Below are 12,971 nucleotides of genomic sequence, written 5' to 3' on the forward strand. Positions count from 1 at the left end.
GCTTCAGCGGGCCACCCAGCCCCGTTCGTACGCGTGCCAGCCGAGCTGGAGCCGGGTGGAGACGCCGGTCAGCTCCATCAGGCCCTTGACCCGGCGCTGCACGGTCCGCAGACCCAGGTCCAGTTGCTTGGCGACGCTCGCGTCGGTCAGGCCGGCCAGCAGCAGCGACAGGATCTCCAGATCGGTCGGGTCCGGTCCGCCCGGCTGATCGAGCACCGCGCCGCTCTCGCCGAGCCGCAGCGGCATCGCCTCCCGCCACACCGCCTCGAAGAGCCCGGTCAGCGATTCCAGCAGCCCCGACGCGTGCACGACCAGCGCTGCGGGCTCCGCGCCCCGGCCGGTCAGCGGCACCATGGCCAGCGCCCCGTCGGCGATCACCAGTTTCGTCGGGACCCGGGGGACCACCCGGCACTGCTCGTCCCGGCTGAGCGCCGCCGACAGCTCCACGAGCCCGGACTCCAGGCCCAGCACCTCACGCTCCACGACCACCCGGAACGAGACCCCGCGGGTGGCCGCCTCCTCCTCCGACTCGTTGTCCAGGCCGCTGACCGCGATCGGCTTCCCGGTGACCAGCGCGCACACCTCGCTCGTCGCACCCAGCTGGAGCTGGTGGAAGCGGTGGGCCACCGCGCTCGCCCCGGTGACCACCTCGACCAGATCGTGGACGGCCGGTTCGGCGGCGTCGGCGCGGTACTCCTCGGCGAGCAGCACCGCCGCCAGCTCGGCCTGTTCCAGCTGATGGCGCTGCTGGGTGAGCAGGGCCCCCAGGGCGACCCCGGGCGGCGCCGCCACCCAGCGGCCCGTGCGGGCGGAGGACTGGGCGGCCAGGCCGTGCTGTTCCAGCCGGCGCAGCGCGCGTTCCGTGTCCCGCTCGGGGAGCGCCAGCCGGTGCGAGAGGTCGGACACCTCCGCGGCCCCCAGCGCCACCAGTGCGCGGTAGGCCGACTCCTGCCGCTCGTCGAGACCTATGGCTGCCAGCATCCCCGACCCCTCCCCGGACCAGTGCGTACGCGTCTCGGCGTACCCGCGTGGCGAAAAGTCGCCACGGCGTGATCTCGCCACGGCACATCATCGCCGTACCGTGCGCCACTCTGCCAATGTGGCGGCACAGCGACGCCGGCGGCCCCGGTCGGCCCCCGCTCGACGGACCGGTCCGCCGGGCGCCCTTCCCGTGGGGGGTGGGGGTGCCCGGCGGACCCATTTTCCGGATGCCCGTTTTCGTACGGCCCCCGCGGTCGACAATAAGGACATGAGTCAGCAGGGGGAGAGGCCCGAGGCCCACGAGGACGACTGGTGGCGCAGGCTGTACGACGAACCCGCCCCGGACACCGGGGCGAACGGCACGGCCGACAGTCTCGACGACCGCTTCGACTCGGCGTCGGACACGGTGGCGTCCGGGAGGGGCGCGGCTCACGCGAGGCCGGGTGGGATACCCGCGCCGAGGGAGGAGCCGCGGCCGGTGGCCGTCACCCGGCCGGCGGACACCCCGCCGGACACCCCGCCGGCCCCGGAGGCCCGCGCGCCGTCGGCGGAGCGGACGCCGGACCGAGCCCCATGGGAGCCGGTGACCGGGCCGGTGCGGCCGCGTACCTTTCCGGGGCCGCCGGCCCCCGAGCCCCCGCCGCCGAACCCCGGGCCACCCGCCTCGGAGGACCCCCGCGTGCCCGCCGCGCCCCCGCTGCCCGGGCGGCCCGTCACCGAGCGGACCGGGGCGGACGGGCCCGCGGCCGAGGAGGCGTCGGGGGAGTCGGCCGAGGCGCCCCGGCCCCTGGTCGCCCACGTCGGGGGCCGGCCGCCCACCTACGACGCCGAGCCCACGGCGTTGCCCGCCGCCGACCCGTACGAGCTGGACCGCGTCGTCCCGGACACGGTGCTGGACGGTGCCACGTACGGGACGTACACGCTGCGTGCCGCGTCCGTACGCGGTGACTCGGCAAGGTTCCGGGGCGAGCCGCGCCGCGACGCGCTGCTGACGACGCGTTTCGGGAGCGGGGAGGACGCGCTGGTGCTGGTGGCCGTCGCCGGCGCGTCCCGGGGCGGGGAGGGGGCGTACACGGCGGCGGCGGACGCCTGCCACTGGATCGGCGAGGCGGTCGGGCGCAGCCACGCCCGGCTCTCCGACGACATAAGGGCGGGCCGCCGGGCCGACCTGAAGTCCGGGCTCCACCGGCTCACCGACCGCGCCTTCGGCAAGCTGCGCGCCCGCGCCGCCGAACTGGGCATGGAACCGGACGCGTACACCGCGAGCCTGCGCTGCCTGCTGCTGTCCACCGACCCCGGATGCCGCACCCGGGTGTTCTTCGGTATCGGCGCCGGCGGCCTCTTCCGGCTGCGCGACGGCAGCTGGCACGACCTGGAACCGGCGGTGCCGCCGCGCGCCGCGCTGAGCGGGGAGCCCGTGGTCGGCTTCGGCTCCGCCGCGCCGGAGAGCGGGCCGGACGGCGACCGGCTGACTATGGACCTCGGCATCGCCACCGGCCCCGCCCCGTTCGTCGAGGACCCGCTCCCGCCCCCTGCCGAACCGTTCCGCTTCCGCGCCTCCGTCGCCCGGCCGGGGGACACCCTGCTGCTGTGCGGGGCGGGGCTCGCCGATCCGTTGCGCGGCGAACCGGAGCTGGCCGCCGAGCTCGCCACGCGCTGGTCCCCCGCGGAGGCGCCGGGTCTCGGGGCGTTCCTGGCCGACACCGGTATCCGGGTGAAGGGGTACGCGGACGACCGGACGGCGGTCGGCGTCTGGGAGGCGTAACGGCGCACACCATGGGTTGATGGATCCGGACAACCGTCCGGGCCGGGGTTTGGCGCCCCGCGTCCCGGACAGCCGGACGTGCACGGAGCACAGGCAGAGGGAGTGCGTCACCCATGGCCAAGCAGAACGTGTCGGAGCAGTTCGTCGACATCCTCGCCCGGGCGGGCGTCAAACGCCTGTACGGGGTCGTCGGGGACAGCCTCAACCCGGTGGTCGACGCCGTGCGGCGGCACGCGGACGTCGAGTGGATCCAGGTCAGGCACGAGGAGACGGCGGCGTTCGCGGCCGGCGCCGAGGCGCAGATCACCGGGGACCTGGCCGCCTGCGCCGGGTCGTGCGGGCCCGGCAACCTGCACCTCATCAACGGCCTGTACGACGCCCACCGTTCGATGGCCCCCGTACTCGCGCTGGCCTCGCACATCCCGTCGAGCGAGATCGGCCTCAACTACTTCCAGGCGACCCACCCCGAGCTGCTCTTCCAGGAGTGCAGCCACTACAACGAGATGATCTCCAACCCGCAGCAGATGCCCCGGCTGCTCCAGACCGCCATCCAGCACGCGGTCGGCCAGGGCGGGGTGAGCGTCGTGACCATGCCGGGCGACATCGCCGGGCAGCCCGCCCCCGAGCGGTCCGCCGAACACGCCCTGGTCACCTCGCGCCCCACCGTGCGGCCGGGTGACGGCGAGATCGAGAAGCTGTGCCGGATGGTGGACGAGGCCAAGCGGGTGACGCTGTTCTGCGGCAGCGGCACGGCGGGCGCCCACGCCGAGGTCATGGAGTTCGCCGAGCGGATCAAGTCCCCGGTGGGGCACGCCCTGCGCGGCAAGGAGTGGATCCAGTACGACAACCCGTACGACGTCGGCATGAGCGGGCTGCTCGGCTACGGCGCCGCCTACGAGGCCACCCACGAGTGCGACCTGCTGATCCTGCTCGGCACCGACTTCCCGTACAACGCCTTCCTGCCCGACGACGTGAAGATCGTGCAGGTCGACGTGCGGCCGGAACACCTCGGCCGGCGCACCAAGCTGGACCTGGCCGTCTGGGGCGACGTCCGCGAGACCCTGCGCTGTCTGACGCCCCGGGTGAAGGTGAAGAACGACCGCAAGTTCCTCGACCGGATGCTCAAGAAGCACGCCGACGCCCTGGAGGGCGTGGTCAAGGCGTACACCCGCAAGGTCGAGAAGCACGTCCCGATCCATCCGGAGTACGTGGCCTCGGTGCTGGACGAACTCGCCGACGAAGACGCCGTGTTCACCGTGGACACCGGCATGTGCAACGTCTGGGCGGCCCGCTACCTGACGCCCAACGGCAAGCGGCGGGTCATCGGTTCGTTCAGCCACGGTTCGATGGCCAACGCGCTGCCGCAGGCCATCGGCGCCCAGTTCACCGACCGGAACCGGCAGGTCGTCTCGATGTCCGGCGACGGCGGATTCACCATGCTCATGGGCGACTTCCTGACCCTCGTCCAGTACGACCTGCCGGTCAAGGTGGTCCTCTTCAACAACTCCTCGCTGGGCATGGTCGAGTTGGAGATGCTGGTCGGCGGCCTGCCGTCGTTCGGGACGACCAACAAGAACCCGGACTTCGCGGCCGTGGCGCGCGCGGCGGGGGCGTACGGCGTCCGCGTCGAGAAGCCCAAGGAGCTGACGAGCGCCCTCAAGGACGCCTTCAAGCACAAGGGCCCGGCGCTGGTCGATGTCGTCACCGACCCCAACGCGCTCTCCATCCCGCCGAAGATCAGCGCGGACATGGTGACCGGCTTCGCCCTGTCCGCCAGCAAGATCGTGCTCGACGGCGGGGTGGGCCGGATGCTCCAGATGGCCCGCTCCAACCTCCGGAACGTACCCCGGCCGTGAACTGATCGAGTGTCAAAAGGGCCGCACGCGAGCCCTTGGCACCCTCAGAGCCATGTGACATATTACTGCCGTGTTCACGAGACAGCCTCTGGATGTTGTCGTCGTCGGAGCCGGTGCCGTCGGCGCCGCCTGCGCGTACTACGCCACCCGGTCCGGCCTCTCGGTCGCGGTGGCGGACGGCGGACCGGTCGCCGGCGGCACCACGGGGGCGGGGGAGGGGAACCTCCTGGTATCCGACAAGCCGCCGGGACCCGAACTCGCCCTCGCCCGGCTCTCCGCCGCCCTCTGGCAGGAGCTGTCCGGGGTCCTGCCCGGGGCGGTCGAGTACGAGCGGAAGGGCGGCCTCGTGGTCGCGGCGGACGAGCGGTCCCTCGCGACGCTGACCGCGACCGCCGCCGGACAGTGCGGGGCAGGGGTCCGCACCACGGCAGTCGCCCCGCACGAACTGCCCGAGCTGGAACCGCACCTGGCCCCCGGCCTCGCGGGCGGCGTCCTCTACCCGGAGGACGCCCAGGTCCAGCCCGCCCTCGCCGCCGCCCACCTGATCCGCGCAGCCCGCGACGCCGGAGCGGCCCTGCACACCGGCCGCCCGGTCACCGCCGTGCTCACCGGACCCACGGGCGTGGTGCGCGGCGTGCGTACCGGGGCCGGTGACCTGCTCGCCCCGGCCGTGGTCAACGCGACGGGCGTACGGGGCGGGGAGTTCGCCGCGCTGGCGGGCGTGGAGCTGCCCGTCCTGCCCCGGCGCGGGTTCGTCCTGGTGACCGAGCCGCTGCCGCCGCTGATCCGGCACAAGGTGTACGCCGCCGAGTACGTGGCCGATGTGTCCAGCGCGTCGGCCGCCCTTCAGACGTCACCGGTCGTGGAGGGCACCCCCGCCGGGCCCGTCCTCATCGGCGCCAGCCGCGAACGCGTCGGCTTCGACCGCACCCTGTCCGTGCCGGTGATCAGCAGACTGGCCGAAGCGGCCGCCGCGCTCTTCCCGGTCCTCGGAACCGCCCGGGTGCTCCGCGCCTACCACGGCTTCCGCCCGTACCTGCCCGATCACCTCCCCGCCATCGGCCCCGACCGCCGGGTCCCCGGCCTCTTCCACGCCTGCGGGCACGAGGGCGCCGGCATCGGACTCGCCCCGGCGACGGCGGCCCTGGTCACGGCGGCGATCCGGGGCGAGGCCCCGCCCCTGGACGCCGAACCGTTCCGGCCGGACCGCTTCGTGACGGACGCCGGAGGCGGGTGAGCCGCCTGCTCCCCGAAGCCGCCGCCCCCGTACCGCCCCAAGCCGCCCGCCCCTCCCCGTACCGCCCGATCCACGCGACAGGAGCCCCGGTGAGACGAGCACGCCGACGTGACCCCGCCCGCACCCCGGCCGGGCTTGCCGGTGCCGAGCCCGGGACCGGGTTCGAGATCACCTTCGACGGGCGCCCGGTCCCCGCCCTGCCCGGCCAGAGCATCGCGGCCGTGCTGTGGGCCGCCTCCGTCCTCAGCTGGCGTACCACCCGGGGCGGGCGGCCCGGGGGAGCCTTCTGCGGGATCGGCTCCTGCTTCGAGTGCCTGGCCACCGTCAACGGCCGGCCGAACCTGCGGGCCTGTCTGCTGCCCGCCCGCCCCGGTGACGCCGTCACCACCCAGGAAGGGAACGGACATGCCGCACCCCGCCCCTGACCGCGCCGAGGTCGCCGTGGTGGGCGCGGGCCCGGCCGGGCTCGCCGCCGCCGTCACCGCCGCCGACGCCGGGCTCGACGTGCTGCTGATCGACGCGGCCGACGCCCCCGGCGGCCAGTACTACCGCGCACCCGCCCCCGGTCTCGGCGCCACCCGCCCCGAGGCCCTGCACCACGGCTGGGACACGTTCACCGCGCTCACCGCCCGCCTCGACCGGCACCGCGCCACCGGGCGGGTGCGCCACCTCACCGGCCACCACGTCTGGGCGGTGACGCGGACCGGCGAGGACTGGACCCTGCACGCGCTCACCGGCCCCGACGGCGGCGAGGGAGCCGCCCCGCGCGCCCGCCGCCTCGTGCTCGCGACGGGCGCCGTCGAACGCCAACTCCCGTTTCCCGGCTGGACCCTGCCCGGCGTGGTCGGCGCGGCCGGGGCCCAGGCGATGCTCAAGTCGGGGCTCGTACTGCCCGGGCGGCGCGTCGTCGTCGCCGGAAGCGGTCCGCTGCTCCAGGCCGTCGCCCTCTCCCTGGCCAGGGCCGGGGCCCGGGTGCCCGCCCTGGTGGAGGCCGCCGGTTACGGGGCGTACGCCCGTGCCCCCCGGGTCCTGGCCGCGAACCCCGACCGGCTCGCGGAGGGCGCCCGCCACCGGGCCGGCCTCGCCCGGCACGGGGTGCGGATGCTCACGCGCCGGGCCGTCACCGCCGTCCAAGGCACCGAGCGGGTGGAAGGGATCACGGTCAGCCGGATCGACCGCGCCTGGCGGCCCGTGCCGGGGACCGGGCGGCGCATCGACTGCGACGCGCTCGCCGTAGGCCACGGACTCGTGCCGCACCTGGACCTCGCCCTCGGCCTCGGCTGCGCCACCCGCACCGGCACGGACGGCTCGGCGGCCCTGGAGGTCGACGAACAGCTGCGCACCACCGTGCCCGGAGTCTGGGCCGCCGGCGAGACCGGGGGCGTCGGCGGTGTCCGACTGGCCCTGGCCGAGGGCGAGTCGGCCGCCCTCTCGGTGATCGCCGACGTCCGGGGCGGCCGGGCGCGGCCCCGCGCGGGGGCGCTGCGCCGCAGCCGGCGCCGGATGCGCGGGTTCGCCGCGCTGATGGGGGCAGTGCACCGGCCGGGGCCGGGGTGGACCGGCTGGCTCGCCCCGGACACCGAGGTCTGCCGGTGCGAGGAGGTCACCGCGGGCACGGTCCGGACCGCCGTCGCCGAGCTGGGCGCGGGCGACGGCCGCACGGCCAAGCTGCTCACCCGGGCGGGCATGGGCTGGTGCCAGGGCCACACGTGCGGCTTCGCCGTCCGCGCCCTGGCCGCCCCCGACGGCGAAGCGCCTCCCGACCGGCGCCCGCTCGCCTGCCCGGTCCCGCTCGCCACGCTCGCCCGGGCCGCCCGGTCCGAGGACGTCTGAGCCCCCGTACGCCCGTACCCACCCCGAAGGAGCCCGTATGACAGCCGAGCCCACCCGCACCGGTGCCCCCTGGCGGGGGGTCATGGTCGCCACACCGCTCACCCTCCGCGAGGACCGGTCCGTCGACTTCGACGCGTACGCCGCGCACGTCCGCGACCTCCTCGACGCGGGGTGCGACGGGGTGGTGCCCAACGGCTCGCTGGGGGAGTACCAGACCCTCAGCGACCGGGAGCGCCGGGAGGTCGTGCGGGTCGCGGTCGAGGCGGCCGGGGACGGGGCCAGGGTGATGCCCGGCGTCTCCTCGTACGACAGCGCGCAGTCCCGTCGCCGCGCCGAGGAGGCCGCCGACGCCGGGGCCGGGTCCGTCCTGCTGCTGCCCCCGAACGGCTACCCGTGCGAGGACGCGGCCGTCCGCGCGCACTACGCCGAGGTGGCGGCGGCCGGGCTGCCCGTCGTCGCCTACAACAACCCGTACGACACCAAGGTGGATCTGACGCCCCGGCTGCTCGGGCAGCTCCACGCGGAGGGTTCGGTCGTGGCGGTCAAGGAGTTCAGCGGCGACGTCCGCAGGGCGTACGAGATCGCGGAGGAGGCGCCGGGCCTCGACCTGCTCGTGGGCGCCGACGACGTACTGCTCGAACTCGCCCTGGCCGGGGCGGTCGGCTGGATCGCCGGCTGCCCCAACATGCTGCCGGGCGGCTGTGTCGAGCTGTACCGGGCGGCCGTCTCGGGGGACCTGGAGCGGGCCCTGCCGCTCTACCGGCGGCTGCACCCGCTGCTGCGGTGGGACTCCAAGCCGGAGTTCGTCCAGGCCATCAAGGCGTCCATGGACATCGTCGGCCGGCACGGCGGGCCCACCCGGCCGCCCCGTCTGCCGCTGGACGCCGACGCCCTGGCCGCCGTACGCGCCGCGACGGAGAAGGCACTCGCCGAGGGCCTGGACTGAGAGGGGGAGGCACGATGCGCAGCCGCCACGTCTTCCACGCCGTCGACTCGCACACCGAGGGCATGCCCACCCGGGTGATCACCGGCGGGATCGGCACACTCCCCGGCGCCACCATGGCCGAGCGCCGCGCGTACTTCCTGGCGCACCGGGACGCGGTGCGCACCCTGCTGATGTACGAGCCGCGCGGCCACTCCGCGATGAGCGGGGCCGTCCTCCAGCCGCCGACCCGGGCCGACGCCGACTTCGGGGTGCTGTTCATGGAGGTCTCCGGCTGCCTGCCGATGTGCGGGCACGGCACGATCGGGGTGGCGACCGTGCTGGTGGAGACCGGCATGGTCCCGGTCACCGAACCGGTCACCACCGTACGGCTGGACACCCCGGCGGGGCTGGTCACCGTGGACGTCCGAGTCGAGGGCGGGGCCGCCACCTCCGTCACCCTCACCAACGTCCCGGCCTTCAGTGCGGGGCTCGGACTCACCGCGAAGGTCCCCGGGTTCGGCGAGGTGCCGTACGACCTCGCCTACGGCGGCAACTTCTACGCGATGGTGCGGCTGGAGGACCTGGGCCTGCCGTTCGACCGGGCACGCAAGGGCGAACTGCTTGCGGCAGGGCTGGCGTTGATGGAGGCCGTCAACGCCGCCGACCGGCCGGTCCATCCGGTGGACCCGGCCATCCACGGGCTCAAGCACGTCCAGCTGATCGCGCCCGGCTCCGACGCGGCGCACTCGCGGCACGCGATGGCCATCCACCCCGGCTGGTTCGACCGCTCGCCGTGCGGCACGGGCACCTCCGCGCGCATGGCCCAGCTGCACGCCCGGGGCGAACTCCCGCTGGACCGGGACTTCGTCAACGAGTCCTTCATCGGCACCCGGTTCACCGGCCGGCTGGTCGGCGAGACCGCCGTGGGCGCGCTGCCCGCCGTCGTCCCGACGGTGACGGGAAGGGCCTGGATCACCGGGACCGCGCAGTACTTCCTGGACCCGGACGACCCCTTCCCGGAGGGCTTCCTGCTGTGAGCCCGCGCCGGGTCCAGGTCCAACGTGACATTGTATTCTGGCCCTCCGCACGGTGCTGGAGGAACAGACATGGCCCGCCTGACGTCGCTCAACGCCATCTCGGCCCACGAGCACCTGCGCGACCAGGTGGCACACGCGCTGCGGGCGGCCCTGGTCTCCGGCGAACTGCGGCCCGGCACGGTCTACTCGGCGCCCGCGCTGGCCGCCCAGTTCGGCGTCTCGGCCACCCCCGTCCGTGAGGCGATGCTCGACCTGGTCCGCGAGGGCCAGGTCGAGGCCGTCCGCAACAAGGGCTTCCGGATCACCGAACTGACCGACCAGGACCTGGACGACTACACCGAGCTGCGCGCGATGATCGAGGTGCCCACGGTCGGCCGGATCGCGCGGATGGGGCTGACGCGCGAGCTGGAGGCGCTGCGGCCGGTCGCCGAGGAGATCGTCGAGGCCGCCCGGCGGCACGACATCCTCGGTTACCTGGAGGCGGACCGGCGCTTCCACCTCGCCCTGCTGGGGCTGGCCGGCAACCGGCGGCTGGTCGAGGAGGTCGGCGAACTCCGCAAGCGCTCGCGGCTCTTCGGGCTGAACCGGCTCTCCGAGTCCGGGCAGCTGACCGCGTCGGCCGAGGAGCACATCGAACTGCTCGACCTGGTGGTCGCCGGGGACGCCGAGGGCGCGGAATCCTGCATGCTAGGCCACATGTCGCACGTCCGCTCGCTGTGGGCAGACGGCCGCCGGGGCGAACCGGTGGGCCGGGCGTAGCGCCTCAACCTCCCGCTTAGCCAACGGCGTTGACCCGTCCGGGCCATGTCGTCACGGCCGCTTCCTAAAGACATGTGACATGTGCCATTGTACTGAGGGCGCGCTTGAGGTCGTGTTCATGTCATTTAGCTGACCGTTCCGGTCGCCCGCCGTCCGGCCTCACCGCGCCACCCCCCCACGGCCGCGCAACGGCGCGCGGCCACCACACCGCTGGGAGGCGGCACGTGAAGAGACGAACGGCCCGACAGAGAGTCACCGGACTCACCACCGCGGCCCTGGCGGCCTGGCTGGGCATCGGCATGCTCGCCGCACCGGCCCCCGCCGCCGAGCCCCGGCCCGCCGCCCCTGCCGCCGCTCACCGGGCGGCCGTCCAGGCGCCGCCCGAGCCGGGTGGCCCCGCCGCGCGGGCCGCCACCGCGCCCGCCCAGGACCCGGCCCACCTGGGCGAGGCGGCCCTCAGCCCCGCCGACCGCGCCCCGCTCAGCGCCTCCAAGGACGCGCTGCGGCGCGACTACGACGACCCTCGCGCCACCCGCCCGAGCCACCCGGCCCCCTCCATGAAGGTGAAGTCCCGGGCGCGAGCGGCAACGTGCTCCGTCGCCGACTTCGTCAACCGCACCGGCGGCGCCCTCGTCCAGCAGATCAAGGCGTCCACCAGCGACTGCGTCAACACCCTGTTCGCCGTCAAGGGCGACGACGGCTACCGCGCCTTCCGTGAAGCCCAGATGGTCACCGTCGCGAACGCCCTGCGCGACGGATCCGCCGCCTACCCCGGCGACAGCAGCACCGGCATGCCCCAGCTGGTGCTCTACCTCCGGGCCGGGTACTACGTGCAGTACTACGACCCCGGCACCGTCGGCTCGTACGGCACCGCCCTGCGCACCGCCGTCCAGGGCGGCCTGGACGCCTTCTTCGCCTCCGCGCGCTCCCGCGACGTCACCGACGCCAACGGCGAGACCCTGGCCGAGGCCGTCGTCCTCATCGACAGCGCCGAGCAGAACGCCCGCTACCTGTCCGTCGTGAAGCGGCTGCTGGCCGGCTACGACTCCACGTACAACGGCTCCTGGTACATGCTCAACGCGGTCAACAACGTCTTCACGGTGACCTTCCGGGGCCACCAGCTGCCCGCGTTCGTCAGCGCCGTCGAGGCCGACCCGAGCCTGCTCGGCGCGCTCGCCGGTTTCGCCCGCGACCACCTGGACCTGCTGGGCACCGACCAGTCCTACCTGGCCTCCAACGCGGGCCGCGAGCTGGCCCGCTTCCTCCAGGAGGACACGTTGCGCCCCACGGCGAAACCGCTGGTCATCGACCTCCTCGGCCGCTCCTCACTCACCGGGCGGACCGCGCCGCTCTGGGTCGGCCTCGCCGAGATGGCCGACTACTACGACAGCGCGAACTGCTCCGCGTACGGCACCTGCGACCTGGCCGCCCGCCTCAGGAGCGCCGTCCTGCCGATCTCGTACACGTGCAGCGACAGCATCCGCATCCTCGCCCAGCAGATGTCCTCGGACGATTTGACCGAGGCGTGCACCAGCCTGCGCGGCCAGGACGCCTACTTCCACCGGGTCGCCAGGGACGGCGGGCCCGTCGCGGGTGACCGCAACGCCACCATCGAGGTCGTCGTCTTCGACTCGAGCTCCGACTACCAGACCTACGCCGGCGCCATCTACGGCATCGACACCGACAACGGCGGGATGTACCTGGAGGGCGACCCCTCGGCAGCCGGCAACCAGCCGAGGTTCATCGCCTACGAGGCCGAGTGGGTCCGGCCCGACTTCCAGATCTGGAACCTCAACCACGAGTACACCCACTACCTCGACGGCCGGTTCGACATGGCGGGTGACTTCGCCGCCGGAGTCACCACCCCGACCGTGTGGTGGATCGAGGGCTTCGCGGAGTACGTCTCCTACTCGTACCGCGATGTCGTCTACGACGACGCTCTCACCGAGGCCGGCGCGCACACCTACGCCCTGCGCACCCTCTTCGACACCACCTACGAGAACGCCGACCAGACCCGCGTCTACAACTGGGGCTACCTCGCCGTCCGTTTCATGCTCCAGTCGCACCGCGCCGACGTGGACAAGCTCCTCGGCCTGTACCGCGCCGGTGACTGGAACGGCGCCCGCACCCTGCTCACCGCCGCCATCGGCAGCCGGTACGACACCGACTGGGCCGCCTGGCTCACTGCGTGCGCAGCGGGCAGTTGCGGCACCGTCACCGACCCGCCGACCGAGCCCACCACCCAGTGCCCCGGCACCGACACCCGCGAACTGGGCCAGGACTGCGCCCGCGACGGGCAGCACGCCACCCGGGGCGACTACGCCTACCTGTACCTCTACGTACCCGCCGGCACCGACCGGCTGACCGTCACCACCGGCGGCGGCACCGGCGACGCCGACCTCTACTACAGCACCACCGGCTGGGCGACCACCGGCTCGTACACCGCCAAGGCCACCGGCAGCGGCAACGCGCACACCCTCACGGTGGACCACCCGGCCGCCGGCGCGCACTACATCAGCCTGTACGGCGCGCAGGACTTCGGGCAGGTGAGCGTCACGACGAGCTACTGACCCGGCAC

General features: G+C 74.2%; 10 protein-coding genes. 9 read left to right on the forward strand and 1 reads right to left on the reverse strand.

The features are described 5' to 3' along the window. Window positions 1–3: 3 nt before the first annotated feature. Complete coding sequence (locus ACN6LM_RS10735) at window positions 4–981, reverse strand: helix-turn-helix domain-containing protein (RefSeq protein WP_445065091.1); 978 nt, start codon at window positions 979–981, stop codon at window positions 4–6. Window positions 982–1,249: 268 nt separating this feature from the next. On the opposite strand from ACN6LM_RS10735, the gene ACN6LM_RS10740 reads away from it, so the two are divergent. The 9 genes from ACN6LM_RS10740 to ACN6LM_RS10780 all read left to right on the forward strand — a co-directional run bounded on the left by ACN6LM_RS10740 (window position 1,250) and on the right by ACN6LM_RS10780 (window position 12,963). After that, window positions 1,250–2,746 carry a protein phosphatase 2C domain-containing protein gene (locus tag ACN6LM_RS10740; protein WP_445065092.1) on the forward strand — a complete coding sequence of 499 codons (1,497 nt, stop codon included), beginning with the start codon at window positions 1,250–1,252 and terminating at the stop codon, window positions 2,744–2,746. 113 nt (window positions 2,747–2,859) lie between these two features. Next, on the forward strand, window positions 2,860–4,602 hold the full coding sequence (locus ACN6LM_RS10745) for a pyruvate dehydrogenase (RefSeq protein WP_445065093.1): 1,743 nt from the start codon (window positions 2,860–2,862) through the stop codon (window positions 4,600–4,602). A gap of 70 nt (window positions 4,603–4,672) precedes the next feature. Then, window positions 4,673–5,839, forward strand: coding sequence for an NAD(P)/FAD-dependent oxidoreductase (locus tag ACN6LM_RS10750; protein WP_445065094.1), 1,167 nt, complete (start codon window positions 4,673–4,675; stop codon window positions 5,837–5,839). 89 nt (window positions 5,840–5,928) lie between these two features. After that, window positions 5,929–6,264 carry a (2Fe-2S)-binding protein gene (locus tag ACN6LM_RS10755; RefSeq protein WP_445065095.1) on the forward strand — a complete coding sequence of 112 codons (336 nt, stop codon included), beginning with the start codon at window positions 5,929–5,931 and terminating at the stop codon, window positions 6,262–6,264. Then, the gene (locus ACN6LM_RS10760) at window positions 6,245–7,672 is read left to right on the forward strand and encodes an FAD/NAD(P)-dependent oxidoreductase (protein ID WP_445065096.1); all 1,428 of its coding nucleotides are present in this window, start codon (window positions 6,245–6,247) and stop codon (window positions 7,670–7,672) included. The genes ACN6LM_RS10755 and ACN6LM_RS10760 overlap by 20 nt, the downstream gene beginning before the upstream one ends. A 37-nt stretch (window positions 7,673–7,709) precedes the next feature. Then, window positions 7,710–8,618: a dihydrodipicolinate synthase family protein gene (locus ACN6LM_RS10765; RefSeq protein ID WP_445065097.1), complete on the forward strand. Its 909-nt coding sequence runs from the start codon at window positions 7,710–7,712 to the stop codon at window positions 8,616–8,618. Between the two features lie 14 nt (window positions 8,619–8,632). Beyond that, window positions 8,633–9,634, forward strand: coding sequence for a proline racemase family protein (locus tag ACN6LM_RS10770; RefSeq protein ID WP_445065098.1), 1,002 nt, complete (start codon window positions 8,633–8,635; stop codon window positions 9,632–9,634). Window positions 9,635–9,703: 69 nt separating this feature from the next. Further along, window positions 9,704–10,393, forward strand: coding sequence for a GntR family transcriptional regulator (locus tag ACN6LM_RS10775; protein ID WP_445065099.1), 690 nt, complete (start codon window positions 9,704–9,706; stop codon window positions 10,391–10,393). 224 nt (window positions 10,394–10,617) lie between these two features. After that, a complete protein-coding gene (locus ACN6LM_RS10780; protein WP_445065100.1) occupies window positions 10,618–12,963 on the forward strand; it encodes a M9 family metallopeptidase in 2,346 nt (781 codons plus the stop codon). Window positions 12,964–12,971: the final 8 nt, after the last annotated feature.

The organism is Streptomyces sp. SAS_281 (assembly GCF_052542855.1).

Coding starts and splice junctions, on each gene's coding strand:
- ACN6LM_RS10735 (WP_445065091.1), bottom strand. CDS start 981: ATGCTGGCAGCCATAGGTCTCGACGAGCGGCAGGAGTCGGCCTACCGC.
- ACN6LM_RS10740 (WP_445065092.1), top strand. CDS start 1,250: ATGAGTCAGCAGGGGGAGAGGCCCGAGGCCCACGAGGACGACTGGTGG.
- ACN6LM_RS10745 (WP_445065093.1), top strand. CDS start 2,860: ATGGCCAAGCAGAACGTGTCGGAGCAGTTCGTCGACATCCTCGCCCGG.
- ACN6LM_RS10760 (WP_445065096.1), top strand. CDS start 6,245: ATGCCGCACCCCGCCCCTGACCGCGCCGAGGTCGCCGTGGTGGGCGCG.
- ACN6LM_RS10765 (WP_445065097.1), top strand. CDS start 7,710: ATGACAGCCGAGCCCACCCGCACCGGTGCCCCCTGGCGGGGGGTCATG.
- ACN6LM_RS10770 (WP_445065098.1), top strand. CDS start 8,633: ATGCGCAGCCGCCACGTCTTCCACGCCGTCGACTCGCACACCGAGGGC.
- ACN6LM_RS10775 (WP_445065099.1), top strand. CDS start 9,704: ATGGCCCGCCTGACGTCGCTCAACGCCATCTCGGCCCACGAGCACCTG.